The sequence below is a fragment of the Sphingopyxis sp. MWB1 genome, from assembly GCF_000763945.1.
Taxonomy (GTDB): domain Bacteria; phylum Pseudomonadota; class Alphaproteobacteria; order Sphingomonadales; family Sphingomonadaceae; genus Sphingopyxis.
Genome location: NZ_JQFJ01000002.1, coordinates 949,046 through 973,837, shown reverse-complemented (window position 1 = coordinate 973,837; position 24,792 = coordinate 949,046). Strand labels below are relative to the sequence as shown.

General features: G+C 64.6%; 26 protein-coding genes, 1 tRNA gene and 2 riboswitches. Of the genes, 20 read left to right on the top strand and 7 right to left on the bottom strand.

Annotated elements, in window-relative coordinates:
- Positions 1 to 45 precede the first annotated feature (45 nt).
- The 11 genes from JV18_RS0105475 to JV18_RS0105430 all read left to right on the top strand — a co-directional run bounded on the left by JV18_RS0105475 (position 46) and on the right by JV18_RS0105430 (position 13,115).
- Positions 46 to 2,031 carry a tetratricopeptide repeat protein gene (locus tag JV18_RS0105475; protein WP_033073725.1) on the top strand — a complete coding sequence of 662 codons (1,986 nt, stop codon included), beginning with the start codon at positions 46 to 48 and terminating at the stop codon, positions 2,029 to 2,031.
- Positions 2,028 to 3,200, top strand: coding sequence for a deoxyguanosinetriphosphate triphosphohydrolase (locus tag JV18_RS0105470; protein ID WP_033073724.1), 1,173 nt, complete (start codon positions 2,028 to 2,030; stop codon positions 3,198 to 3,200). Before JV18_RS0105475 ends, JV18_RS0105470 begins: the two co-directional genes overlap by 4 nt.
- Positions 3,201 to 3,228: 28 nt before the next feature.
- A complete protein-coding gene (locus JV18_RS0105465; RefSeq protein WP_033073723.1) occupies positions 3,229 to 3,897 on the top strand; it encodes an NAD-dependent dehydratase in 669 nt (222 codons plus the stop codon).
- A 58-nt stretch (positions 3,898 to 3,955) separates the two neighbouring features.
- A riboswitch (glycine riboswitch) is annotated at positions 3,956 to 4,054 on the top strand.
- A riboswitch (glycine riboswitch) is annotated at positions 4,055 to 4,188 on the top strand.
- Between the two features lie 55 nt (positions 4,189 to 4,243).
- Positions 4,244 to 5,383 (top strand): glycine cleavage system aminomethyltransferase GcvT, encoded by a 1,140-nt coding sequence (gcvT, locus tag JV18_RS0105460; RefSeq protein WP_081944691.1) that lies wholly within the window; start codon positions 4,244 to 4,246, stop codon positions 5,381 to 5,383.
- A gap of 3 nt (positions 5,384 to 5,386) precedes the next feature.
- Positions 5,387 to 5,758 (top strand): glycine cleavage system protein GcvH, encoded by a 372-nt coding sequence (gene gcvH, locus JV18_RS0105455; RefSeq protein ID WP_033073722.1) that lies wholly within the window; start codon positions 5,387 to 5,389, stop codon positions 5,756 to 5,758.
- A gap of 224 nt (positions 5,759 to 5,982) precedes the next feature.
- A complete protein-coding gene (gene gcvPA, locus JV18_RS0105450; RefSeq protein ID WP_033073721.1) occupies positions 5,983 to 7,341 on the top strand; it encodes an aminomethyl-transferring glycine dehydrogenase subunit GcvPA in 1,359 nt (452 codons plus the stop codon).
- Positions 7,338 to 8,897 (top strand): aminomethyl-transferring glycine dehydrogenase subunit GcvPB, encoded by a 1,560-nt coding sequence (gene gcvPB / locus JV18_RS0105445; RefSeq protein WP_033073720.1) that lies wholly within the window; start codon positions 7,338 to 7,340, stop codon positions 8,895 to 8,897. The genes gcvPA and gcvPB overlap by 4 nt, the downstream gene beginning before the upstream one ends.
- A 112-nt stretch (positions 8,898 to 9,009) precedes the next feature.
- Complete coding sequence (locus JV18_RS0105440; protein WP_033073719.1) at positions 9,010 to 9,477, top strand: ABA4-like family protein; 468 nt, start codon at positions 9,010 to 9,012, stop codon at positions 9,475 to 9,477.
- On the top strand, positions 9,474 to 10,127 hold the full coding sequence (locus JV18_RS0105435; protein WP_033073718.1) for a DUF938 domain-containing protein: 654 nt from the start codon (positions 9,474 to 9,476) through the stop codon (positions 10,125 to 10,127). The genes JV18_RS0105440 and JV18_RS0105435 overlap by 4 nt, the downstream gene beginning before the upstream one ends.
- 650 nt (positions 10,128 to 10,777) lie before the next feature.
- Positions 10,778 to 10,888 carry a DUF938 domain-containing protein gene (locus tag JV18_RS15710; RefSeq protein ID WP_144243867.1) on the top strand — a complete coding sequence of 37 codons (111 nt, stop codon included), beginning with the start codon at positions 10,778 to 10,780 and terminating at the stop codon, positions 10,886 to 10,888.
- A gap of 151 nt (positions 10,889 to 11,039) precedes the next feature.
- Complete coding sequence (locus JV18_RS0105430) at positions 11,040 to 13,115, top strand: putative bifunctional diguanylate cyclase/phosphodiesterase (RefSeq protein ID WP_052071754.1); 2,076 nt, start codon at positions 11,040 to 11,042, stop codon at positions 13,113 to 13,115.
- A gap of 37 nt (positions 13,116 to 13,152) precedes the next feature.
- Here the strand turns inward: JV18_RS0105430 and JV18_RS0105425 are convergent, their stop codons facing one another.
- On the bottom strand, positions 13,153 to 14,148 hold the full coding sequence (locus JV18_RS0105425) for a DMT family transporter (protein WP_081944690.1): 996 nt from the start codon (positions 14,146 to 14,148) through the stop codon (positions 13,153 to 13,155).
- Between the two features lie 93 nt (positions 14,149 to 14,241).
- Here JV18_RS0105425 and JV18_RS0105420 point away from each other — a divergent pair.
- The 7 genes from JV18_RS0105420 (at position 14,242) to rplA (ending at position 18,099) form a co-directional block, all read left to right on the top strand.
- Positions 14,242 to 14,317: transfer RNA gene (locus JV18_RS0105420), tRNA-Trp, on the top strand.
- A gap of 99 nt (positions 14,318 to 14,416) precedes the next feature.
- Positions 14,417 to 14,737: a DMT family transporter gene (locus JV18_RS0105415; protein ID WP_033073717.1), complete on the top strand. Its 321-nt coding sequence runs from the start codon at positions 14,417 to 14,419 to the stop codon at positions 14,735 to 14,737.
- Between the two features lie 226 nt (positions 14,738 to 14,963).
- Positions 14,964 to 15,161 (top strand): preprotein translocase subunit SecE, encoded by a 198-nt coding sequence (gene secE, locus JV18_RS0105410; protein ID WP_033073716.1) that lies wholly within the window; start codon positions 14,964 to 14,966, stop codon positions 15,159 to 15,161.
- A gap of 38 nt (positions 15,162 to 15,199) precedes the next feature.
- A complete protein-coding gene (gene nusG / locus JV18_RS0105405; protein WP_033073715.1) occupies positions 15,200 to 15,736 on the top strand; it encodes a transcription termination/antitermination protein NusG in 537 nt (178 codons plus the stop codon).
- 98 nt (positions 15,737 to 15,834) lie between these two features.
- Positions 15,835 to 16,767 carry an acyl-CoA thioesterase gene (locus tag JV18_RS0105400; protein WP_052071753.1) on the top strand — a complete coding sequence of 311 codons (933 nt, stop codon included), beginning with the start codon at positions 15,835 to 15,837 and terminating at the stop codon, positions 16,765 to 16,767.
- 200 nt (positions 16,768 to 16,967) lie between these two features.
- Entirely contained in the window at positions 16,968 to 17,399 is a 432-nt protein-coding gene (gene rplK / locus JV18_RS0105395) for a 50S ribosomal protein L11 (protein ID WP_033073714.1), read from the top strand.
- A gap of 4 nt (positions 17,400 to 17,403) precedes the next feature.
- Positions 17,404 to 18,099, top strand: a complete 696-nt coding sequence (gene rplA / locus JV18_RS0105390; protein ID WP_033073713.1) for a 50S ribosomal protein L1 — start codon at positions 17,404 to 17,406, stop codon at positions 18,097 to 18,099.
- A gap of 499 nt (positions 18,100 to 18,598) precedes the next feature.
- Here the strand turns inward: rplA and JV18_RS0105385 are convergent, their stop codons facing one another.
- The 4 genes from JV18_RS0105385 to JV18_RS0105370 form a co-directional block, all read right to left on the bottom strand.
- Positions 18,599 to 18,835, bottom strand: a complete 237-nt coding sequence (locus JV18_RS0105385; protein WP_033073712.1) for a hypothetical protein — start codon at positions 18,833 to 18,835, stop codon at positions 18,599 to 18,601.
- Positions 18,836 to 19,135: 300 nt separating this feature from the next.
- Complete coding sequence (locus JV18_RS0105380) at positions 19,136 to 19,783, bottom strand: heme exporter protein CcmB (protein WP_033073711.1); 648 nt, start codon at positions 19,781 to 19,783, stop codon at positions 19,136 to 19,138.
- Between the two features lie 118 nt (positions 19,784 to 19,901).
- Positions 19,902 to 20,495, bottom strand: a complete 594-nt coding sequence (gene ccmA, locus JV18_RS0105375; protein ID WP_033073710.1) for a heme ABC exporter ATP-binding protein CcmA — start codon at positions 20,493 to 20,495, stop codon at positions 19,902 to 19,904.
- Complete coding sequence (locus JV18_RS0105370) at positions 20,492 to 20,941, bottom strand: metallopeptidase family protein (RefSeq protein ID WP_052071752.1); 450 nt, start codon at positions 20,939 to 20,941, stop codon at positions 20,492 to 20,494. The genes ccmA and JV18_RS0105370 overlap by 4 nt, the downstream gene beginning before the upstream one ends.
- A gap of 53 nt (positions 20,942 to 20,994) precedes the next feature.
- Between JV18_RS0105370 and JV18_RS0105365 the strand changes: the two genes are divergently transcribed.
- Both JV18_RS0105365 and JV18_RS0105360 read left to right on the top strand, forming a co-directional pair.
- The gene (locus tag JV18_RS0105365) at positions 20,995 to 21,282 is read left to right on the top strand and encodes a 4a-hydroxytetrahydrobiopterin dehydratase (protein WP_033073709.1); all 288 of its coding nucleotides are present in this window, start codon (positions 20,995 to 20,997) and stop codon (positions 21,280 to 21,282) included.
- A gap of 733 nt (positions 21,283 to 22,015) precedes the next feature.
- Complete coding sequence (locus JV18_RS0105360) at positions 22,016 to 23,419, top strand: amino acid permease (protein WP_033073708.1); 1,404 nt, start codon at positions 22,016 to 22,018, stop codon at positions 23,417 to 23,419.
- Between the two features lie 223 nt (positions 23,420 to 23,642).
- On the opposite strand, the gene JV18_RS0105355 is transcribed toward JV18_RS0105360, so the two are convergent.
- Together JV18_RS0105355 and JV18_RS0105350 are read right to left on the bottom strand one after the other, a co-directional pair.
- Positions 23,643 to 23,975 carry a DUF2218 domain-containing protein gene (locus JV18_RS0105355; protein WP_033073707.1) on the bottom strand — a complete coding sequence of 111 codons (333 nt, stop codon included), beginning with the start codon at positions 23,973 to 23,975 and terminating at the stop codon, positions 23,643 to 23,645.
- Complete coding sequence (locus JV18_RS0105350) at positions 23,975 to 24,517, bottom strand: PadR family transcriptional regulator (protein ID WP_033074980.1); 543 nt, start codon at positions 24,515 to 24,517, stop codon at positions 23,975 to 23,977. Before JV18_RS0105350 ends, JV18_RS0105355 begins: the two co-directional genes overlap by 1 nt.
- Positions 24,518 to 24,792 lie beyond the last annotated feature (275 nt).

Here is a 24,792-nt window from a genome sequence, read left to right as displayed (position 1 = left end):
GTCCGGAATCGGGTGAGAGATTCCATGCGACATGATCGGCAGAGGGTGAACCGGGCCGGACGCGGGCGGCTGTTGGCGTTTGTCGGCGCGGCCAGCCTTGCCTCGGCCGGACTGGGCGCGCCCGCGGCGGCGATGCAGCCGGATGGTCCCGATGCCGCCACCCAGGCGGCGATGGACAAGCGCGCGGCGGCGCGGACGCTTCTGTCCTCGGCGCTCGCGCGCATCGCTGCCAATGCCAATGACCCGCTGGCGCAGTTCGACGCCGGGCGCGCCTCGATGGATCTGGAGGATCATCGCGCCGCGCTCGCCTTTCTGCTGCGCGCCGAACAGCTTGCGCCGCGCGACAGCCGGGTCAAGGCCGCGCTGGGCAGCGTGATGGTGCATCTTGAGAACCCGACGCGCGCGCTCGACTATTTCGGCGAAGCACAGCTTCTGGGCGCGCCCGAACGCAGCTTTCTGGCCGATCGCGGCCTGGCGCATGATCTTCTGGGCCAGCAGCAGGCGGCGCAACGCGATTATCAGCTTGCGATGACGCTGGCGCCGAGTGACGATCTGGCGCGCCGCTATGCGCTGTCGCTGGGGATCAGCGGCGACCCGACCCGCGCGGTCGAATTGCTGACACCGCAATTGCGGCGTCAGGATCGCGGCGCCTGGCGCACCCGCGCGATGGTGCTTGCGATGAATGGCTACGACAAGGAAGCGCGGGAGATTGTCGAGCGGACAATGCCCGCGAACCTGGCGCAGAGTATCCTGCCCTTTTTGATGCAGATGGACCGGCTGACCCCGGTGCAGATGGCGGCAGCAGCACATTTCGGGCGCTTCCCCAGCGGGCCGCTGGGACCAAAACGCGCGCCGGTGCAAATGGCGGCGGCGACAAGCGGAACGGACAAGGCCGCAGAGCGCAGCCGCGACCGCAAATCGCGCCGCTCCGCTGAAAGCACGCGCCGCGTGGCGGCAGCGACGCCGACGCCGCCGTCCACACGGGCTGGTGGATCGACATCCGCCCGGTCGGCCACTCCGACGCCGCCGCAAACATCCGCTCCGCTTCCCGCTTTGCAGCCAGCCCTCCAGCCGGCCACGCGCCCCGCCGTGCCGCCACCGGTGCAAGCGCAGCCCGCGCCCGCGCCGGTCCCGCAGCCGATGGCCCAAGCTCCCGCGCAAGCGCCGGTTCAAACCCCGGAGCAGCCCGTCATTCCGAGCCCGGCACCGAGCGCGCCATCCGCGCCCGCCGCCGCACCGCAAAGCATGTCGCCAACGCCCGCCGCGCCGTCGGCGCCCGCAGCCGAACCGAGGGCGACACCCGCAGCGCTGCCACCGGCCGGGGCGATTACAACGCCCACTCCGGTTTCGCCGACCCCCGTTACGCCCGCACCCGCGACGCCATCGGACCCGGTTGGCCCCGGCTTTTCGATTCGCAGCATCGGCGAAGCGCCGCCATCATCGGGCGAGACGGCGACCAGCGCGGCAATGCCTGCGAATCCGGCTGCGCCCAATGCCGCCGCGCCGCTCGCGCCCTTGGCATCGCTGGGCGACATCATCGGCTCGATCGAAATTCCGCCGGAGGAGATGCAGCGGCCCGAAGAGGCGCTGAGCGCCGATGTGCTCGCGCGGCTGCAGGCCGAAAAGCGCCGCGCCGAAGCGGCCGAGGCTGCGCGCCGTGAAAAAGAGGCCGCCGCCGCCAAGGCAAAGGCCGAAGCCGAGGCGCGCGCCAAGGCCGAAGCCGAAGCAAAGGAAAAGGCCGAGGCCGAGCGCAAGAAGGATCATCCCGCGCGCCAATGGGTGCAGATCGCGACCGGCGCCAATTTAAAGGCGCTCGCCTTTGACTATAATCGCTTTGCCAAGCGCAATGCGGCGCTGTTCAAGGGTCATTCGGGCGCGACCGCCGAATGGGGACGCACCCGCCGCCTGCTCGTCGGTCCGTTCAAGGATCGCAAGAGCGCGCAGGATTGGCTCGACGATTATAAAAAGGCCGAAGGCGACGGGTTCCTGTTCAACAGTGACGCGGGCGAAGTGGTCGAGCCGATCAAGTGAGCATCGCCGCCTGTGCCAGCCAAGCGGAGGAAAGCCGGGGGCGCCTTCATGGCGAGTTGGGCCGGGTTGTGCGCGGCCCGCGCGACGTGTTCCAGCGCGACCGTGACCGGATCATCCATTCCATTTCCTTTCGCCGCCTGCGCCACAAGACACAGGTGTTCGTCGCCCCCGACGGCGATCATTATCGCGTCCGCCTGACCCACAGTATCGAGGTCGCGCAGATCGGGCGCGGCATTGCCCGCGCGCTGGGACTGAACGAGGATCTGACCGAGGCGCTGTGCCTCGCCCATGACATTGGCCATCCCCCTTTTGGCCATGCAGGCGAGGCCGCACTGAAAGCCGCGATGCAGGCGCATGGCGGCTTTGACCATAATGGCCATACGCTGCGGACGCTCGCGCGGATCGAATGTCCTTATCCGCTGTTCGATGGACTCAACCTGACGTGGGAAACGCTGGAGGGGCTCGCCAAGCATAATGGCCCGGTGCGCCATCCCGGCTGGGCGCTCGCCGATATTGACACCGAATTTCCGCTCGACCTTGCGAGCCACGCCAGCCTGGAGGCGCAGGTGGCTGCCGTCGCCGACGATATCGCCTATGACAATCATGATATTGACGACGGGCTGCGCGCGGGGCTGCTCTGCCTCGACCAGTTGATGGAACAGCCGTTCGTCGCTGATAATTATCGCGCGGTGGAGGCCCGCTTCCCCGGCGCGCCGCGCGACCGTCTGCTGCGCGAACTGGTGCGCGACCAGATTGGGGTGATGGTCAATGATGTGATCGCCGCCACCCGCGCCAATGTCGCCGATGCCGGCGTCGCCAGCGTCGCCGAGGTGCGCGCGGCGGGGCGCACGCTGGGCGGTTTTTCTGCCGAGCTGGCGCGCAAGGAACGCGACCTTAAACGCTTCATGTATGCCAATCTTTATCATCACCCGTCACAGCTTGCGGCGGCGGACGGAGCCAATCTGGTGATTGCCCGGCTGTTCGACGCCTATCGCGGCGACCCCGCACTGATGGGCGCCGATTGGGGCGCGCGGCTTCCCGAGGGAGAGCAGGCGATGGTGCGCCATATTGGCGATTATATCGCGGGCATGACCGACCGTTTCGCCATCGACCGTTTTGCCGATATTTTCGGCCGCGATGCGGTGCCCGAAGCGCTCCGCCACGCCTGAGCCGCGGCGCCAACGGGGGGAGGGGGAAATGCAGGACGACGGCGGCACAAGGCCGCACTCCATCCTTTTGATCGGGGCGACCGGACTGGTGGGCCGTGCGGTGATTGCGGCGGTGGATCGTCCCTTGGACATTCTCGCGCGCCGCCCGCTTGCGGGGCCGGGCGGGGCCGATCGCCCTCATGTCGCTCCATCCGCCGACTGGCCGCGCATCATCGCCGAACTTGCGCCCGACACGCTGATCTCCTGCCTTGGGACCACGCTGCGCCAGGCCGGATCGCGCGCGGCGTTTCGCGCGGTCGACCATGACCTGCTGCTCGCCTCGGCCCGCGCCGCTTATGCTGCGGGCGCGCGGCATATGATTGCCGTCAGCTCGGTCGGCGCTTCGGCGCGCAGCCGCAACTTCTACCTGCGAACCAAGGGAGAGGTGGAGGCGGCACTGGGGGCCATCGGTTTCGACCGGCTCGATATATTGCGCCCCGGCCTTCTCACCGGCGCGCGCGGCGGTCCCCGCCGTTGGGGGGAGGGGCTGGCGATGCACGCCGCGCCGCTCACGGATGCGCTGCTTCGCGGAAGGCTGCGCCGTTATCGCTCGATCCCCGCCGAGCGGGTGGCCCGCGCGATTGCCGCGCTTTCGCGCTGCACCGCGCCGGGCGTCCATGTCCACGAAAATGACGCCATGCGCGCGCTCGCCGATTGACTCTGCGAAGGCCCAGCGCCAAGGCACCCATGTCTGTCGGGCCTCTTAACGGGATTCGACCGGCCGCGCGGGAGAGCGCGGACGCCCGAAAGGGCGATCCGCCACCGAAGGAGCAACCGCCCCGGAAACTCTCAGGTCAAAGGACCGCGCAGGCTGGAATGGACACTCTGGAAAGCGCCTCGCTGACCCGCAAGCCGGGAGGGGGGAGGCCACCGAAGGGGTAACCCCGCCGTCCCGCACCCCAGGACAGGCAGGGGGAAACTCTCAGGTTCCCGTGACAGAGGGGGCATGGCAAAAAGGGCAGCACCGGGCCGCGCCTCGCCATGTCAACCGCGGGAGACTGAAAATGAGCGACACCGAAGATATGGACGAAGGCGCCGTCGCGATCGAGACCGCGACCCTGCCGCTCGACGCCTGGCACCGCGCAAAGGGTGCGCGCATGGTCGAATTTGCGGGCTATTGGATGCCGATCCAATATGAAGGCATTATGGCCGAACATTTGTGGACGCGCGAAAATGCGGGCCTGTTCGATGTCAGCCATATGGGCCAGCTCAATCTGTCGGGCGACGGCGTGGTCGAGGCGCTGGAGGCGCTGGTCCCCGGCGATATCGCCGGGCTGAAGCCGGGCCGGATGCGCTATTCGCTCCTGCTGGCCGAAGATGGCGGAATCCTCGACGATCTGATGATCACCAACGAGGGCGACCGTTTCGGCATCGTCGTCAATGGCGCGGTGAAATGGGACGATATCGCCCATTTGCGCGAACATCTGCCCGATCAGATCACCCTCAACCATCTCGACGAGCAGGGCTTGCTTGCGCTGCAGGGACCAAAGGCTGCCGAGGCGCTAACCACGCTGGTGCCAGCGGCCGCCGATCTCGTTTTCATGCAATTCGTCCGCGCGACCTGGCAGGGGCATGAAATTGGCCTCAGCCGCTCGGGCTATACGGGCGAGGATGGTTTCGAAATCTCATTGCCCCATGCCGCGCTCCCCGCCTTTGCCGATGCGCTGTGTGCGATGGAAGCGGTCAAGCCCATCGGCCTTGGCGCACGCGATAGTCTCCGGCTTGAAGCGGGGCTGCCGCTTTATGGCCATGACCTTGATCCCGCGATTGACCCGGTCGAAGGCGATCTGGGCTTTGCCATTTCCAAGCGCCGCCGCGAGGAAGGCGGTTTTCCGGGCGCCGCGCGCATTCTCGGTCACTTGGCCGATGGCGCCCCGCGCAAGCGTGTCGGCCTCAGCGTTGACGGGAAAATGCCGGTGCGCGAAGGCGCGAAAATCTTTGATGGTGAGGAAGAGGTCGGCGTCATTACCTCGGGCGGCTTTGCTCCCAGCGTCGGCGCGCCCATCGCCATGGGCTATGTCCCGACTGGTCTTTCGGAAGTCGGCACCGCGCTTGCGGCAGAGGTACGCGGCAAGCGCGTCGCCGTGACCGTCGCGTCCACCCCCTTTGTTCCCCATAAATATGTCCGTAAAACAGGAGCCTGAGTGATGCCGCGTTTCTATACCGAAGAACATGAATGGGTTGAGGTCGATGGCGAAATCGCCACCGTCGGTATCACCGATTTTGCCCAGGGCCAGCTTGGCGATATTGTGTTCGTCGAAGTGCCCGACACCGGCGTTGAACTGACCAAGGGCGGCGACGCCGCGGTGGTGGAATCGGTGAAGGCGGCCAGCGATATTTATGCGCCCGTCGATGGCACGGTGACCGAAGGCAACAGCGCCTTGGAAGAAGACCCCGCGCTCGCCAACAGCGATCCCGAAGGCGAAGGCTGGTTCTTTCGCATGACGCTCAGCGACAAAGCTCAGCTCGACGGGCTGATGGATAGCAAGGGTTACAAGGCCTACTGCGACGCGCTGTAATTTTGATGTGGCGAAAGGGGCAGGGCGGGCTCTGACCCTTCTGCCACTTCTATCGTCACCCCGGATTTGATCCGGGGTCCATGGTCCGCCCTCGCTCGTCACCGAGCGCTGGTTTCAAGGCAAGGCCATGGGTGCTGAAACAAGTTCAGCATGACGAGGCTTAGCCGCGCCGATTAAAGTTGCGCAATCGCCCGGCCCCAAGGGGCAGGGTTCAGGAGACGAAAATGCGTTATCTTCCCCTCACCGCCGATGACCGGGCCGCGATGCTCGCGGCGGTCGGCGCTTCTACCATCGACGATCTTTTCGTCGATGTCCCGGCCGAAGCGCGGCTTACCGGCCCGATCGCGGGGCTGCCGCTGCAGGCCAGCGAGCTTGCAGTCGAGCGCCATATGGCGGCGCTGGCGCGGCAGAATCGCGCGGCGGGGGACGGGCCTTTCTTCCTGGGGGCGGGCGCCTATCGTCACCATGTCCCGGCCAGCGTCGATCATCTGATCCAGCGTGGCGAGTTTCTGACCGCCTATACGCCCTATCAGCCCGAAATCGCGCAGGGCACGCTGCAAATGCTGTTTGAATTTCAAACGCAGGTCGCGCGGCTGTTCGGCACCGATGTCGCCAATGCGTCCATGTATGATGGCTCGACCGCCTGCTGGGAAGCCATTGTCATGGCGCGCCGCGTTACCAAGCGGACGACCGCGCTGATCTCGAACGGGCTCCACCCCCATTATCGCAGCGTCGCGCGCACCATGGCCAAATATACGCGCGACACGTTGATCGAAAGCGATCCGGCGCTGGAACCCGGCACCGACTGGGCGGCGCTCGCGGCGGCGGTGACCAAGGAGACAAGCTGCGTCGTCGTCCAATATCCCGATATCCTGGGCCGCATCGACGATATGGCCGCGCTGGCAGAGGCTTGTCAGGCGGCGGGTGCGCTGCTGATCGCGGTCGTCACCGAACCCGTTGCCCTCGGCCTCATCAAGTCGCCGGGCGAAATGGGCGCCGATATCGTGGTGGGTGAGGGGCAGGCGCTGGGCGTCGGCCTGCAATTTGGCGGGCCTTATGTCGGCCTGTTCGCCTGCAAGTCCAAATATGTCCGCCAGATGCCGGGGCGTCTGTGTGGCGAAACCGTCGATGCCAAGGGCAAGCGCGGCTATGTCCTCACCCTCTCGACGCGCGAGCAGCATATCCGGCGGGAGAAGGCGACGAGCAATATCTGCACCAATGCAGGGCTTTGCGCGCTGGCCTTCAGCATCCACATGACCTTGCTGGGCGAGGCTGGCCTCCGCCAGCTTGCCGCGATCAACCACAGCCGGGCCAAGGCCGCCGCCACCGAACTCGCCAAGGTTCCCGGCGTGTCGGTGATGAACGACAGCTATTTCAACGAATTCACGCTGCTCCTCCCGGCCGAGGCGCGGCCCGTCGTCCATGCGCTCGCTGAAAAGGGCGTGCTTGGCGGCGTGTCGCTGGGCCGCCTCTATCCCGATAATGCGGGCCTTGCGAACGGGCTGGTCGTCGCCGTCACCGAAACGGTGACCGAGGAAGATATCGCCGCCTTTGCCGCGGCGCTGAAGGAGGTGCTGGCATGAGCGCGCTCAACCCCACCGGCTGGCGGCCCGAAATGAATGCTGCGGGCGGCGCCGACGATAATGTGACCTTCACCGGCAATCGCGCGCTGATGCTCGACGAGCCGTTGATCTTTGAAATCGGCTCCAACCAGACCACCGGCGTCGATTTCGACGAAAATCCCGAAGCCGCCGATCTCGGTTCGCTGATGCGCCGCGACCCCATCGGCCTGCCGGGGCTCAGCGAATCCGAAACGGTGCGCCATTATACGCGCCTCTCGCGCCAGAATTACGCGATCGACCTCGGCCTCTTCCCGCTGGGAAGCTGCACGATGAAGCACAACCCGCGCCTCAATGAAAAGGTCGCGCGGATGCCCGGTTTCGCCGACGTCCACCCCTTGCAGCCGCAGGAAACGGTGCAGGGCGCGCTCGCCGTCATCAATGAACTCGCCGAATGGCTGATCAGCCTCACCGGCATGTATGGCGTCGCCATGTCGCCCAAGGCGGGCGCGCATGGCGAGCTGTGCGGGGTGCTCTGCATCAAGGCGGCGCTGGAAGCGCGCGGCGAAGACCGGCGCGTGCTGCTCGTCCCCGAAAGCGCGCATGGCACCAACCCCGCCACCGCAGCCTTTGCGGGCTTCGCGGTCGAGGATATTCCCGCGACCAAGGAAGGCCGCGTCGATCTGGAAGCGCTGAAAGCGCGGCTTGGCCCCGATGTCGCGGGGGTGATGATCACCAATCCCAACACCTGCGGCCTGTTCGAACGCGATATGAAGGCGATTTCGGACGCGGTCCACGCGGCGGGCGGCTATGTCTATTGCGACGGCGCCAACTTCAACGCCATCGTTGGCAAGGTGCGCCCCGGCGACCTTGGCATCGACGCGATGCACATCAATTTGCACAAGACCTTTTCCACCCCGCATGGCGGTGGCGGGCCGGGTTCGGGGCCGGTGGTGCTGTCCGAAGCGCTCGCGCCCTATGGCCCGATCCCCTATTCGGCGCGCTATGCCGATGGCAGCTTCAAGCTGGTCGAGGAAGAAAGTGCGGGCGAAGAGCATCCCGACACCTTCGGCCGCATGACCGCGTTCCATGGCCAGATGGGCATGTTCACCCGCGCGCTGACCTATATTCTCAGCCACGGCGCCGACGGGCTCAAGCAGGTCGCCGAAGATGCGGTGCTCAACGCCAATTATATGCTCCGCAGCCTCGAAGATGTGCTCGACGCGCCCTTCGCCGCATCGGGCCCGTGCATGCACGAGGCACTATTCAGCGACAAGGGGCTCGCCGAAGGCTTTTCGACGCTCGACATTGCCAAGGGGCTGATCGACGAAGGCTATCATCCGATGACGGTCTATTTCCCGCTCGTCGTTCATGGCGCGATGCTCGTCGAGCCAACCGAGACCGAGAGCAAGGCGGTGCTCGACCAGTTTATCGGCGCGCTGCGCAGCCTTGCCCTGCGCGCCAAAAATGGCGATCCCGCGCTCAAATCGGCGCCGCATTTCGCCCCGCGCGCGCGGCTTGACGAAACCGGCGCGGCGCGCAAACCCGTTCTTGCGTGGAGCGAGGGCGAAGGGGCCTGATCGCCTGACCCCGGCGTCGCCCCCGCGAAGGCGGGGGGCGCTGGAGGCCATGAGCCAATGCGATGGCGCGTCCCGCCAGCGCGGGCGAAAGGGATAAGAGGGGAGAGAGCGAATGGCCTGGGAAACCTTGTTCAATCTGGCCAATGGCTGGGCGATCATCGGCTGGCTGGCGCTGGCTTTTCTGCCGCGCGACCCGCGCATCCTTGCGCTCATCCTTTATCTCGGCGTCGCGCTGCTCTGCCTTGTCTATACCGTCGCGCTCGTCGCGATATTGGCGGGCGGGGTCGATCCCGTCGGCCCGACCGGCGGCGATTTTTCCACGCTGGCGGGGGTGATGACGCTCTTCGACAGCAAGGGCGGGGCGGTGATCGGCTGGACCCATTATCTGGCCTTTGACCTGTTCGTCGGCATGTGGATCGCGCGCGATGCCGATCAAAAGGGGTTCAGCCGGGCAGCGCAGCTTCCCTTCCTGCTCTTCACCTTCTTCCTCGGCCCGGTCGGCCTGCTCGGCTGGCTGGTGATACGCGACCGCCGCGCGCGGGCACAGGCAAAGACCAAGGCAGCCGGAAAGGCGGCATGAGCGATCCGCGCCCCTGGATGCCCGAAGATGGCGGCGCCGGGGCCAAGCGTCACGCCCCCGCAACGCTCCGCAACCGCGACGCCATCGCCGCTGTCCTTGCCGACTGGCTGCCGCCTACGGGATTGGTGCTCGAAATCGCCAGCGGATCGGGCGAACATATCGTCCATTTCGCGCGCGCCTTCCCGGCGCTCGACTGGCAACCGAGCGACCCCGACCCCGCCGCGCTGACCTCCATCGCCGCATGGAGCGCGGAAAGCGCCCTCGCCAACATCCGCCCCCCGCTCGCGCTGGACGCCGCCGCCCCCGACTGGCCGGTCGCACAGGCCGACGCGATCCTGTGCATCAACATGGTGCATATCAGCCCATGGGAAGCGACGGTTGGGCTGTTCAGGGGAAGCGCAAAACATCTCGCCCAAGATGCGCCGGTCATTCTGTACGGGCCATATCTGGAGGAAGCCGTCGAAACGGCACCATCGAACTTGGCCTTTGACCGCTCCCTGAAAGAGCGAAACCCGGCTTGGGGTCTCCGGAAACTGGCTGACGTTGACCGCGTAGCGCAGAAGTTCGGATTTGAACGCACCCACCGCTACGCGATGCCCGCAAACAACCTCACTGTCGCCTACCGGAGAAAATCCAAATCAGGCGCGTGATGCGCGGCTCACTTAGAAGCGTTAGCTTGCGATCACTCGACCCCAAAAGCTGCCTTTTCGCTAACGACCGATTGCGGACCTATGCATCATCGTCACCCCGGACTTGATCCGGGGTCCATGACGACGGCGCTGCTGTGGATCCCGGATCAAGTCCGGGATTACGAAAGAAGATGAGCGAAGGTTGGCTTCCCACCTCAAATCGGACGGCCACGCTTTTTCGTGCGAAGCCGTAGAGCGGACACCATGAAGCCATTCCGGCGGGATATTCGGAGAAAGTCGTAAGTGCGCACTTATTCCTAATTTTACCCTGTCGCTGGGATGCGCCGCCCGCCTGGAGGCGGCAGCTTGCTATCACTCGACCCCAAAAGCTGCGTTTTCGCTAACGACCGATTGCGGACCTATGCATCATCGTCACCCCGGACTTGATCCGGGGTCCATGACGACGGCGCTGCTTTGGATCCCGGATCAAGTCCGGGATGACGAAAGAAGATGAGCGAACGTTGGCTTCCCACCTCAAATCGGACGGTCACGCCTTTTCGTGCCAAGCCGTGGAGCGGACATCATGAAGCCATGTGGAAGCGGATGTGCCGACGGCGGAACGCAACCAACTATTCGACGCGGGTTTGCGCGCGCACAATGCGACGTGAGGCCTGCGCCAGCTCGACCTTGTGAAACAGGCCGCCGCCGATGCCGGGCTGGCCTTTGTCGCACGCCGCGCCATGCCTGCAAATAATCTCATGCTGCTGTTCCGCCGCAGCTAAGAGGTTGTAAAAAAATACCTTCTGAAAACGAGGCCCCAGGCTGACCTGCCTTGGGGCGGGTTTGTTGTTAACCGGCTTTTAAACCCCCTTACCTAACGCGGCCGAGTGGGGTCCTGCCCCTCGCTTGGCAGGACAGATTTAGGTATTTTTAATGATTAACGTCGCCTTGTGTATTGCGGTCGAGCATGACCCGTGGCTGGTTCTTCTGGCCGTTCTGGTTTGTGCTTTCGGCGCTTTTGCCATTGTCCAGATGTTCGAACGCGCGCGCCAGACCAGCGGCGCACAGCGCGCGGGCTGGACTTTTCTGACCGCGGTTGCTGCCGGGGCGACCATATGGTGCACCCATTTTGTCGCCATGCTCGCCTATGAAGCGCAGGCGCCGGTCACGCTCGATCCGGTGCTCACCATCGCCTCGCTGCTCGTGGCCATGGCGGGGACGGGCCTCGGCTTTTCGGTGGCGGCGATGCGCGATCATTGGGGCTGGCGCCTGGGCGGCGGTCTGATCGTCGGCGCGGCGATTTCGGCGATGCATTATACGGGCATGGCGGCTTACCGGGTCGATGGTATCATCGAATGGCGCTGGGGTTATGTCTTCGCCTCGCTCATCTGTTCCGCCGCCTTTTCGGGCGCGGCGCTCGCGGCGCTGGGGGCAGAGGGGCGCATCCGCCATCGCCGCTGGATCGGCGCGGCGCTGCTGGTCATTGCCATCGCTTCGCTGCATTTCGTTGCGATGACCGCCCTGCGCATCACGCCGCTGGCGCTCAGCGAAGCTCCGCTGGGCAGCGCCGGTTTCCGCGCGCTGGGTCTGGCAACAGGCCTCGTCGGCCTTGTTGTGATCGCCGCCGGGGTCTCGGCGGCGCTGATCGACCGCCAGACGCGCAGCGACGCGATGGAGCGGCTCCACTATATGGCGATGAACGACGCGCTGACCGGCCTTCCCAACCGCAGCAGCTTTCAGGTCGAACTCGCACGCCGCCTGCGGCTGGCAGAGGCGCAGGACCGCAAGCTGGCCGTGGTCGCCATCGACCTCGACCGGTTCAAGGAAATCAACGATATTCACGGGCACAAGGCGGGCGATGAAGTGCTCATCGCCCTGTCGCGCCGGATGCAGCATGAATTGGGCGAGCGGGTGTTTGTCGCGCGGCTTGGCGGCGATGAATTTGTCGCGCTGATCGATTGGCACGATGGTGCAGAGCTGCGCGAACGGATCGACAAGCTCGACGAGGTGATGAAGGCCCCGCTGCGGCTGGGCGATTTCGACGCGCATCTGGGCGCCAGCATCGGCGTTGCCTGCTATCCCGGCGATGCAACCACGGCAGAGGGGCTGACCAACAACGCCGATCTTGCCATGTATCGGGCCAAGAATATGCGCTCGCTTGGCCCCTGTTTCTATGATGCCGTCCATGACGAGGCGGTGCGCGAACGCCGCGAACTGGCCAATGACCTGCGCCGCGCGATCGACAATGACGAGCTGGAGGTTCATTATCAGGTACAGGCGTCGGTCACGACCGGTGATGTCACCGGCTATGAAGCGCTGCTGCGCTGGACCCATCCCGAACGCGGCCCGGTTCCGCCCGAAAGCTTCATCGCCATTGCCGAAGAAAATGGCTTGATCCTCGCGCTCGGCGAATGGGTGCTGCGCCGCGCTTGCGCCGATGCGGCAAGCTGGAGCCATGACGCAAAGGTCGCGATCAACGTCTCGCCGGTCCAGCTGGCGCACGCGGGCCTGCCACAGCTTTTCCACCAGGTGATGCTCGACACCGGCCTGCCGCCGCGCCGGCTGGAAATTGAACTCACCGAAACCGCGATCATGGCCGACCGCGACCGCGCGCTGCATGTGCTGCGCCAGATCAAGGCGCTGGGCGTGGGGGTCGCGCTCGACGATTTTGGCACCGGCTATTCCTCGCTCGAAACCTTGCGCGCCTTTCCCTTCGACAAGATCAAGATCGACCGCATTTTCGCGACCGAGCTGGAATCCTCGCAGGAAGCGACCGCGATCGTCCGCGCCGTGCTCGCGCTCGGCAAAAGCCTGTCGATCCCCGTGCTGGCCGAAGGGATTGAAACCGACAGCCAGCTTGAGGTGCTGCTACGCGAAGGGTGCGACGAGGCGCAGGGCTATTTGCTCGGCTATCCCGCGCTTGGTCCGGTCTCGGGCGAATCGCCGCTTGCCAATCGCCCCCGTTCCAGCGCCGCGCCGCCGCTTGCGGGGGACCGCAAGGTCGCCTGACCCGCGGGGTGTTCCGGTCACTCTCGGCGCGCGCCGATCAGGCGGCGACCTCCTTGCCGCGTTCCAGATGCAGGCGATGTTCGCGCCAGGCGATGAACAGCCCGCTGGCGACGATCAGCGGCGCGCCGATCCACGTCGTTTCGCTGGGCAGGGTGCCGAAAAACCACCAGCCCGCGGCTATGGACCAGAGCAAAGAACTATAGTCGATCGGGATCACCACCGCGACGGGGGCGAGGCGCAGCGCCCCGGTTAGCGCCATCTGCACCACCGCCCCCGACAGGCCGAGCCCGATCAGCAGCATCCACTCGCCAAAGCTGTGCGGCGTAAAGACAAAGGGCAGGGCGATGCCCAGCGGCACCAGTGAAATCAGGCTGAACCAGAAAACGATGGTCGTCGAATTTTCGGTCCGCCCGAGGTCACGCACGGCAATGGTGATCAGCGCGGTCATCAGCGCGCCGCCGAGCGCTATGGCGACCCCCATCCCATGCTCGCCGGAAAAGCCGCCCGCAACGCCCGCGCCGGGCGCGAGCACGATCAGCACGCCGACAAAGCCGATGATCACCGCGCTCCACCGCTGCCACCCCGTCGGTTCGCCGAGCAGCAGGGCGGCGAAAATCACTGCGAAGATCGGCACCGACAGGCTGATCGTTGTCGCCTCAGCCATCGGCAAGAAGATCATCCCGCCGAAATTACAGGCCATGCCGAACAGCCCCATCATCGCCCGCCGGGCGTGCGCGCCGATCCGCCGGGTGCGCAGCGAAGCGAGCCCCGCGCCCGATGCGAAAATCCACAGCAGCAGGAAAGGCAGGACCAGCGCCTGCCGCCAGAACAGGCTTTCCAATATGTGGATGCCCGCCGCATCAATATATTTCACCAGCACGAACATCAGCGCCAGCGCGATCATCGCCAGCAGGCGCAGCGCAATGCCGCCCAGATAATTTTGCGGCGCAGAGGCTGGGGCGGCGCCAGACAGCGCAGGGGCAGCCGCAGTGGCAGGCGGTGCGGGTGCGGGGGAGGGCGGCTGCGAAGGCATGGCTTGGCGCATAACAGGCCCGTTGCACCGCGCAACCCGTCGTCATCCCTCTTGCCCCGCTCTTGCAATCGGGCTAGGGGCGCAATCCGGCCTAGGGGTATAGCTCAGCTGGTAGAGCATCGGTCTCCAAAACCGAGGGTCGCGGGTTCGAATCCTGCTGCCCCTGCCAGGCCGTCGATGAACAAGGGGCCACGTCCCCGCCCGTCGCGCCCGTCCGCGGCGGGTGTCAGGTCCGGGACGGCCCGGCGCCCTGTTGAAGGAGGCGCCCATGGCCTGGATTTACCTCGGCCTTGCCGGTTTGCTCGAAATTGTCTGGGCCTATGCGATGAAGCTGTCGGACGGCTTTACCCGGCCCCTTCCGTCCGCCGTGACCCTGATCGCGATGATCGGCAGCTTTGGCCTGCTCGCGCTGGCCATGCGCAGCCTGCCGCTGGGCACCGCCTATACCATCTGGACCGGCATCGGCGCGGTCGGCGCCTTTCTGGTCGGCATCATGGTGCTGGGTGAGCAGGCCAGCGCGATGCGGATTACCGCGGCGCTGCTGATCATGTCCGGGCTGGTGCTGATGAAACTCTCCTCGCCCGCCTGACCGGCTCTTTGCCGCTCTTCCGCGCCGCCCTCATGTTGCAAGCGCTTGCCATTGGCGGATGGCGGGTTTAAAGGCCGCCCATTCGGACAGATGCGCCGTTCCTTTCCGCCTTTCGCCGACATGGTCGGGGAGGGTGGGCGGACACTTGCCCAAAGCACGCTTGACGCGCCGGGGAAGGCGACCCATCTGACTGGACATTGGACGCTTAAAAGACAGGACGATCGAAATGGCAAAGCCCAGCATCGGCGAATTCGTCAACCAGGTGAAGACGGAAGCCGGCAAGATCGTGTGGCCCACGGGCCGCGAAACGGTGCAGACGACGATCATGGTCCTGATCATGACGACGCTGCTCGCCCTGTTCTTTCTGGGCATCGACACGGTTTTCAACGCGATCGTCAGCTGGCTGACGTCGCTCGCGCGCTGATCAAGCCGCGCTTGTAATCAAGAGACAGGACGGGACATATGGCGCGCTGGTACATTATTCACGCCTATTCGGGTTTCGAGAATAAGGTTCGCGATTCGGTGCTTGCCGAGGCAGAGCGCATGGGGTTGACGGAACTGGTCGAGGCGGTCGAAGTGCCGGTCGAAACGGTCACCGAGGTCAAGCGCGGCAAGAAGGTTCAGGCCGAACGCAAATTTTTCCCCGGCTATGTCCTCGCCAAGCTGACGATGACCGACGATGTTTATCACCTCGTCAAGAATACGCCCAAGGTCACGGGCTTCCTGGGTTCGTCGGGCAAGCCGCAGGCGATCAGCGAAGCCGAAGCTGCGCGCATCCTCAACAGCAAGGAAGAAGCCGCCGCGCGTCCCAAGACCGAAATTCGCGTCGATTATGAAATCGGCGATCAGGTCAAGGTGCTCGAAGGGCCCTTCGCCAGCTTCAACGGCGTTGTCGAGGAACTGGATTTCGACAAGGCGCGCGTCAAGGTCAGCGTGTCGATCTTTGGCCGGGCCACGCCGGTCGAGCTTGATTTCGAACAGGTCGAGCGCGTCAAATAAGCGTCGCCCCCGCGAAGGCGGGGGCCGTTGGCAGCCTTGCGCCCCAACCGACTGCTGCCCCCGGATTTGGGGGGCGACGGGCAAGGATATAGCATCGAATGAACTCCCTCTCTCCCGCCGACATTGAAGCCCGCATTGCCCGTGCACGCGAAATCAACGCGCGCGTGACGCCGGAAAAAGTGGTTGCGGCGGTCGCGCGGCTGTTCGATCTCGATCCCGTGCCGGGGGTGGAGGATGAATTTACCTTCCCCGCGCTCCCAACCACCGCGCGTGATCGGATTTTCGGCGGACAGGTCATCGCCCAGGCGATGATGGCGGCGGCGCGCACCGTCGATGAACAGAAAAAGGTCCATTCGCTCCACGCCTATTTTCTGCGCGGCGGCGACGAGACCAAGCCGCTCCATTTCCGCATCCACCGCGATTTCGACGGGCGCAGCTTTTCGAACCGCCGCGTTGTCGTGCGCCAGGATGGCAAGGTCATTTTCAACCTGACCGCCTCTTTCCAGATCCCGGCCGAAGGCCTGTCGCATCAGGCGCCGATGCCCGATCTCTTGCCGCCCGAGGAATGCGGCGATTTCACCGACATCATCGCCGCCGATCCCAATATCTCCGACCGGCATCTTGCGCATATCGCGCGCCAGCGCCCCTTTGAGGTGCGAAGCCACCGCCCGCCCGCCGATTCGGGGGATTCGCGCCATTATCAATGGTTTCGTGTCGCCGCGCCGATTGGCGATGATCCGATGGTGCATCAGGGCTTTCTCGCCTTCGCCTCCGACATGGGGCTTTTGTCCTCGGCGATGCTGCCGCATGGCGTGAATTTCTGGACGCCGGGCATGGTATCGACCAGCCTTGATCATGCCATGTGGTTTCACGGGGATGTGCGCGTCGATGAATGGTTCGTCTTTGTGATGGACAGCCCGTGGACCGGCGGCGACCGGGGCCTGTGCCGCGGCTCCATCTACAGCCGCGACGGGCGCCTTATCGCCAATGCCGCGCAGGAAGGCCTCGTCCGCTACCGCCCGCAGGGCTGAATGATGATCCGTCCGGGTCCCGAAGCAACGCAGCTTTCCGCCCGTACAGCCCTTGCATTTCTGCGCCTTTCCGTCTAACCGCGCCGCTTCGCATCGCAAAAGGGTGCGATTCCGTGCGGGAGGAGGGGTGATGCCCTCTGCTGGACCGCTTATTTTGAGCCCCGGACCCGTCCGCGGCAACAGAAAGAAAGGAGGCCATCATGGCCAAGAAGATTAGCGGCTACATCAAGCTGCAAGTTCCGGCGGGGACCGCAAACCCCTCGCCGCCGCTCGGCCCGGCACTGGGTCAGCGCGGCGTCAACATCATGGAATTCTGCAAGGCGTTCAACGCGGCGACCGACGGCATTGAAAAGGGCACGCCCACGCCGACGATCATCACCGTTTATGCCGACAAGAGCTTTTCCTTTGTCACCAAGAGCGCGCCGGCGACCTATTTCATCAAAAAGGCGGCCAAGCTGAAGTCGGGTTCGAAAGAGCCGGGCAAGATCAGCGCGGGCACGATCAAGCGTTCGCAGCTTGCCGAAATCGCCGAGCTCAAGATGAAGGATCTCAACGCCAACGATATCGAGCAGGCGACGAAGATCATCGAAGGCAGCGCCCGCTCGATGGGCCTCGAAGTGACGGAGGGCTGAACCGATGGCAAAGCTGACCAAGAAGCAAAAGGCCCTTGAAGGCAAGGTTGACGCGATGAAGCTCCACAGCGTCGATGAAGCGCTGAAGACCGTTCGCGACCTCGCTTCGGCAAAGTTCGACGAAACGCTCGAAATCGCGATGAACCTGGGCGTTGACCCCCGCCACGCCGACCAGATGGTCCGCGGCGTCGTCACCCTGCCGGCCGGCACGGGCAAGGACGTCAAGGTTGCCGTTTTCGCGCGCGGTGACAAGGCCGAGGAAGCGCTGAAGGCTGGCGCCGACAAGGTCGGGGCCGAAGACCTGATGGAAGATATGCAGGCGGGTAACCTCGACTATGGCCGCGTCATCGCGACGCCGGACATGATGGGCATCGTCGGCCGTCTCGGCAAGGTGCTGGGTCCCAAGGGCCTGATGCCGAACCCGAAGCTCGGCACCGTGACCCCCAATGTCACCGAAGCGGTCAAGGCAGCCAAGGGCGGCCAGATCGAATTCCGCGTTGAAAAGGCAGGCATCATCCACGCCGGCCTCGGCAAGCTGTCGTTTGGCGAAGAAAAGCTGCGCCAGAATTTCGACGCTTTCGTCGACGCCATCGTCAAGGCGAAGCCCGCTGGCGCAAAGGGCAAATATGTCCGCAAGATCGCCCTGTCCTCGTCGATGGGCCCGGGCGTCAAGGTCGACATCGCCGAAATCGGCGCCTGATCGACCCGCGCAGGATAAAGACAAGGGGCCGGAGGGAAACCTCCGGCCCTTTTCTTATGCCGAGCCTGGATCGGGGGGCGCGCACGCGCCCCCGCATTTTCGTGAGGTCAGCGGGCTATCGGAGGAGGGGCTTCGAGTCCGGGGAATGAAGGGCTCCACCTTCGCTTTCCCAACATTCCAATGTGGCAGTGTCGAGATTTGGCGATGAAGCCCGGACATATGTTCCGTAGATGATCGTCGGGGGCAATGCGGACGATGCTGGAGGGCGCGGCTTCAGATAGGAAGCTCTCAATTTCCGGATGCTCTTGGCATAAAATGCGACCTGGGCGAAATGGCCTTCACGGGCCGCGCCGCCACCGGATGCGCTCGCTCTCATCAGCGCGAGCTGATGGGCGGACAGGAGTTCATTGAGATCCATCGCCTTGATCCTCGGGTAATGAGCGAAGCCAGGTGATCGGCCGGGAGCGTCGGGGTCGGCGCGCTCCCGGCCAAACTATGGTCAGCTTTGCTGTTTTTCAGCCGACTGGCCCTGTTCCTGCTGGAGATTTATTGCCTGGGCCTTGCCGTCCCCGGCCTGGCGCGTTTCGTAACCAAAGCGCTGACCAGCCTTGGGTTCGGCCGCTTCCTGGTGCAGGTCGGCTTTGACGAACGCCAGATTTTCACCGCCCTTTTCAGGGGTGATGGTTCCCGCGCCCTTGCCACTGTCATAGCTATGTATCTTGCCGAAATATGTCATGATAACATTCCTTCTTTGCGGCGCAGGCAATCATCATCGACCGCTTATGCGCGGGCTAAGAGACGAAAAAGAAAGAAGGGAGGGTCGAAACTGGCCCTCGGGACCGTCGATTGCGACTGGTAGCTAAGCTAGAGATGGCAACGGCAGAAGCGCATTACAACCTTTGGTAAGCAAACAAAGACCAGCGCCTCTACGATTCACCGTTCGTGTCGGGCGAAACCCCGTTCGTGTCGAGCGAAGTCGAGACACCCCCGCGCCTCAAGCCCGCCAGACCGGCATCACGCACCCAACCTATATCCCTCATTCGCGCAGCCCCCTGAGCGCCGCGCCCGCCGCAAAAGGCCCCACCACCGTCAGCAGCAGGCTCGCTGCGGCGAGCAGCTTCATCGCCCCGCGCCCGGACGGATCGAGCATCCCTGCGCCGAATATCAACAGTGGCACCGCCAGCGGCAGCACGAGCAGCCCGCCAATCGCGCTTCCGCCCTTCATATTGGCGGTCAGTGCTGCGCTCAGCACCGCGAGCGAGGCAAAGGCGGGGACGGCGATGATCAGCCCCGTCGCCAGTATTTCCACCCGCGCCGCATCCTGCGCGAGCAGGGCGGCGGCGGGAAACAGCGCGGCGAGCAGGGGCAGGCCGAACCCCACGGCGTGCGCCGCGATCTTGACCGCCGCCACCGTCTCGTCGGCAAAACCGCGCAGCGCCAGCTGGTCGAGCACCCCCGCCTCCCGGTCGGGACGCACCAGCCGGTCGATGGGCAGCAAGGCCGCAAGCAGCGCCGCCACCCACATCATCCCGCCCCCCGTCCGCGCAAGCAGCGGCGCATCAGGCCCCACCGCAAAGGGAAAGGCGGTAGCGACAAGCAGAAAGAAAAGAACCGGCAACCACAACGCCCCGCTCCCCCACGCGCGGAGCAGGTCGCGCCAGAACAGGGCGATAAGCGCGGTCACTCTTCCCTCTCTAGGTCATTGCGAGCGTAGCGAAGCAATCCCCAGCAGGAGAGAGGGCTTTGCCGCTGGGGGGAGATCGCCGCGTCGCGCGTGGTCCCTCGCAAGGGCGGGGCTTCGGTCACGCCAAAACCCCCATATCCAGTTCGGCCACATCGGGCAGCCCCAGCGCAAAATGCGACGCCAGCACCACCGCGCCGCCGCCCGCGCGGTGCGCCGCAATCGCCGCCACCAGCCGCGCCTGCGCGCGCTCGTCCATGCCATTGCCGGGTTCGTCGAGCAGCCAGAGCGGCGCGCTCGATGCGATCACCCGTGCCATCGCTGCGCGCTTGCGCTGTCCGGTCGACAGCATCGCGACCGGCACGTCGGCCAGCGCTTCCAGCCCCATTGCCCCCATCGCCCGCGCGACCATCGGCCCGTCGATGCCGTCGATCCGCGCCCAGAAATCGAGCGCGCGGCGCAAGGGGCGCTCGCCGTCAAGCGCGTTCACCTCGTCGATCATCGCCATGCGCCCGCGCCGCTCGACCTCCCCGGCGGCGGGGCGGAGCAGCCCCGCGATAATGCGGATCAAGCTCGACTTGCCCGCGCCATTGGGCCCGCGCAGCCATAGCGCCTCGCCGCGCGCCAGCGACAGCGACACGCCTTCGAACAACAACCGCTCGCCGCGAATAGAGGCAATCTGCTCCAGCCGCAGTAGCCAGTCGCCGCCGCTCACGCCATATCCTCCAGCGCGTGGATATCGTCGTCCGAAAAGCCGAAATGATGGCCGATTTCATGGATCAGCACGTGATGGATCAACCAGTCGAGCCGCTCGCCACCCTCGATCCATTCGACCAATATCGGTACGCGGTACAGCGTCACCCGGTCGGGCATGGCGCCGCTCACATCAATGCTCCGCTCGGTGAGCGGCCGCCCTTCATACAGGCCGGTCAGCTCATAGGGATGGTCGATTTCCAGCGCGTCCAGCGTCGCTTCGTCGGCCACATCCTCAATTGTGATCAACAGCCCCTTGATATGCGGATGAAAAGGCGCGGGCAGCGCTGCCAGCGCAGCCTCGGCCATCTGGTAAAAGGCATCGGCATCGGGCGCGCCGCCCGCCCATCCGGAGGGCAGGGACCGCGCAGGCGAGGGCGAAGATAAAGGGCCGGGCTTGTCGCTCATCGCGCCCTTCCTTATGGCGAGGCTCCGGTCATTACCAGCGGGAGAAACAACAGATGGTCCAGAAACTCGATGACGCCGCGCGCGCCGCGCTCCTCGTCCGCTTTCCGCAATGGACCCACGAGCCTGGACGCGACACCATCACCCGCAGCTTCACCTTCGCCGATTTCGCGCAGGCGTTCGGCTTTATGGCCAGCGTCGCGATCATCGCTGAAAAAATGGACCATCATCCCGAATGGTCGAACGTTTATAACCGCGTCGACATATTGCTGACGACCCACGACGCCAACGGTCTCTCCGAGCGCGACGCCAAGCTGGCCGAAGCCATCGAAGCGCTCCTCTGAATCGCGCTAAGGGGGGCGGCGCCCAGCCTCACTCCCCCTCGTCACGGGTCATCGTCACGCCCCAGCGTCATCCCGGGCTGGACCCTGGGACCCGCCTTCCTTGGTATCGCCCGTGGGGACGCCCCAGCGTTAAAGCCCGGGGCTTTCCTGCCAGCGCGGCGGCAGTATTTTCGCACAAAGCCACCAAGCCACCAAGCCACGAAGAAGGTCAGAGCCGCGAAACGGATGCCTCAGGCCCCCCATGTCGTTCGAGGGATCGCTCTGAGGGAAGTGCGCTGGAAAAAATCTGTGCCCCCGAACGCGGGGGCCCATCTCCGACCGGGTCGGAATGGCACCCAAAGGGAAATAGCCTACCGCCTTCGCGGGAGCACATAGGGTGTTCAATCAAAGATGACTGGCTCCCGCGATAACATGGGAGAGGAAGGAATCCTGTCGCCCATGAACGCTTCTTTGTGCCTTCGTGGCTTTGTGCGAACCAAAAAAGAAGCAGCGCCAAAGCCCCATCCACCATCACGTCCTGACGCGAACGCCGCCTGCAACGTCGTCTATAAATCCTCCAATTTTCAACGAAAAATCGCGTGAAATAGAGTTGACCTCACCCATTTCTCCAATTTGACGCTGCGGAAACGCAGGTCTCCCGGCCCATTATGCTTTTTCGCCTACGCATGCAGTCGGCGGTTGCCATTGCGACAATTGCGTTTCACAAGCATCGCAAATGTCAGGGGAGCGAGGAATGACCGACAGTTTGATGCGCCGTAAGGTGATTGTTCCGGAAAGTCGCGAAGGCCAGGGACTCGTCCGCAGTTTGAGCTGGCCGCATCTGATCGCGCTGGGCGTCGGGGCGATTGTCGGCACCGGCATTTTGACCTTGATCGGCGTCGGGGCGGACAAGGCGGGACCGGCGGTCATTCTTTCCTTTCTGATTGCCGGGCTGATCTGCGCCTGCGCCGCGCTGGCTTATGCCGAAATGGCGACGATGATCCCTGCTTCGGGCAGCGCCTATACCTACAGCTATGTGGTGATAGGGGAGATTATCGCCTGGGTCGTCGGGTGGAGCCTCATCCTCGAATATTCGCTCGTCGTCAGCGCGGTCGCGGTCGGCTGGTCCGGCTATGCCGCCCCCTTGCTGGAAGCATGGGCGGGCGTGCCCATGGCGCTGATGCAGGGGCCGGAACTGGGCGGGATCGTCAACCTGCCCGCTATCGGCATCATTGGCGTCGTTGCCGCCATGCTGCTTTATGGCACACGCGAAAGCGCGACGGTCAACGCAGTGTTGGTGATCGTCAAGATTCTTGCGCTCATCGTTTTTGTCGCGGTGGCGCTGCCTGCTTTTAACGCCGCCAATATGGAACCCTTCAGCCCCTATGGCTTTGCCAAGCATATGGGCCCCGACGGGGTCGAGCGCGGGGTGATGGCGGCTGCTGCGATCATCTTCTTCGCCTTTTACGGCTTCGACGCCATTGCGACGGCGGCAGAGGAAACCAAAAATCCCGACCGCGACCTTAAAATCGGCATCATCGGCTCGATGGTTGCCTGTGTCGCCATCTATATCGCCGTGGCGGTCGCGGCGGTCGGCGCCATTGCCTATACTCGCTTTGCCAACAGCCCGGAACCGCTGGCGCTGATCCTGCGCGAACTCGGCCAGCCGCTGGTCGCGCAATATCTCGGCGTTTCGGCGGTTATCGCGCTGCCGACGGTGATCCTTGCCTTCTTTTATGGGCAAAGCCGTATTTTCTACACGATGGCGCGCGACGGTATGTTGCCCGAAAGCCTCGCCCGGCTTTCGTCGCGTGGGACGCCGGTGCGCATCACGCTGTTCACGGCGGCGATTGTCGCAGTGCTTGCGGGCTTCATTCCGCTGGGCGAACTGGCGGCGCTCGCCAATGCCGGGACGCTCGCGGCTTTCTCCGCCGTGGCGCTGTGCATGCTCATCATGCGCCGCCGCGCTCCCGATGCCCCGCGCACCTTCCGCGCCCCGCTACCCAATCTGGTCGGCGGGATCGCGATCCTCGGCTGCCTCTATCTGTTCTTCAGCTTGCCCAGCCAGACGCAATTCTGGTTCCTGATGTGGAACATCGCGGGTCTCGCCATCTATTTCCTATACGCCCGCAAACGCGCGGTGGCAGGCGAAGTGTAAGGAAGGAATTCACCCCAACCGTCATTGCGTCGTTCGGCGAACGCCGGGCGACGCAACCCCGCGGGCTGTGCGTCGGCTCGCAGCCCCCGCGCAGGTGATTGCTCGCACAAAGCCACAAAGATCGCGTCTTACCGCAAAGCGGCTCCCCTGTAAGCCATGCAGCCAGCTGCAGCCGGGAAGGGGCCTGCCCCAAGGCACGGAAGAGTTGCCGCCCCCCGCAGGCCTAGGTCGCCGCATCTTCCCAGGCAAAGGCCAGCGGCGCCTCGCGAAAGGCAAAACGGTCCAAGTGCCGCGCCACCACCTCTTTCAGCCCGTCGCGCTGCGCATCAATACTGGCCTCGATGCGGACGTTTAGGGCCTCGGCCTCGGCGCGAAAATGCACGATGGCATCGTCCGGCCAGTCGGCGCCGCGCACATTTTTGGGGAAGGTCACGCGCCCTTCGTCGGCGCTATATTCGACCGCCAGATTATGCTGCCAATGCTTGCACAGCTGTTGCAGATACTTGCTCGCATGGGCGGTGGGCACTTTCGCCGTGCTGCTTGCGGTTCCGGTCATCACAGCCGCTCAATCTTTTGCGCGGTTTCGTCGATCAACGCGACGATAAGCTGCCGGGTCGCTTCGTCCAGATTGCCATCGCGCAACCGGTTGACCAGCACCGCTTTCAAATTGCCCATGGCGCGGCGTATGGGCGCGCAGTCGCTGCGCTGACGGGTCGCGCCGACTTCGGCCAGCCGCGTCATCAGCCGCGCGACCCGTTCCGCATGCGCCACCAGCTCTTCGCGGCCCGGATCGGTAATGGAAAACAGCCTTTTCGCGCCGTCGCTGTCGGCGGCGGCAATCTGACCCATGTCGTCAAGCAAGGTCAGCGTGGGATAGATGATGCCGGGGCTGGGGGTGTAGGCGCCCCCGGTCAGCTCCTCGATCCGGCGGATCAGGTCATAGCCGTGCCGGGGTTCATCGGCGATCAGTTTGAGCAGCACCAACCGCAATTCGCCGCCGTCGAACATGCGTCTGCGCCTCCGCCGGCCATGTCCGTCGCCCGCATCGTGAAAACTTGCGTCGAAGTCGCGGTCAAGATCATGCCCGCCGAGATGCATTTTCCGGTGGCGCGCGCGACCCGCAAAACGTTCCATCCCGCCGCGCATGGCCTGCCGCATGGCGCGGGGCCTGGAGCGGTCGATTGCCGGGCGCCGGTGGCACCCATATCCTTTTTGGTCCTGTCGCATATCGTCACCCAACCACTTAAAGATATAACTAAGATATATCTTGACGCGCTTTTTGCAAGTGACGCTGCGTGGCACTTTCGCCAACTCCCGCCTCTCGCCTTGACTCGGCGGCAATTTCGGCTATTCGCGGCCTCCAAGTTGTCCGG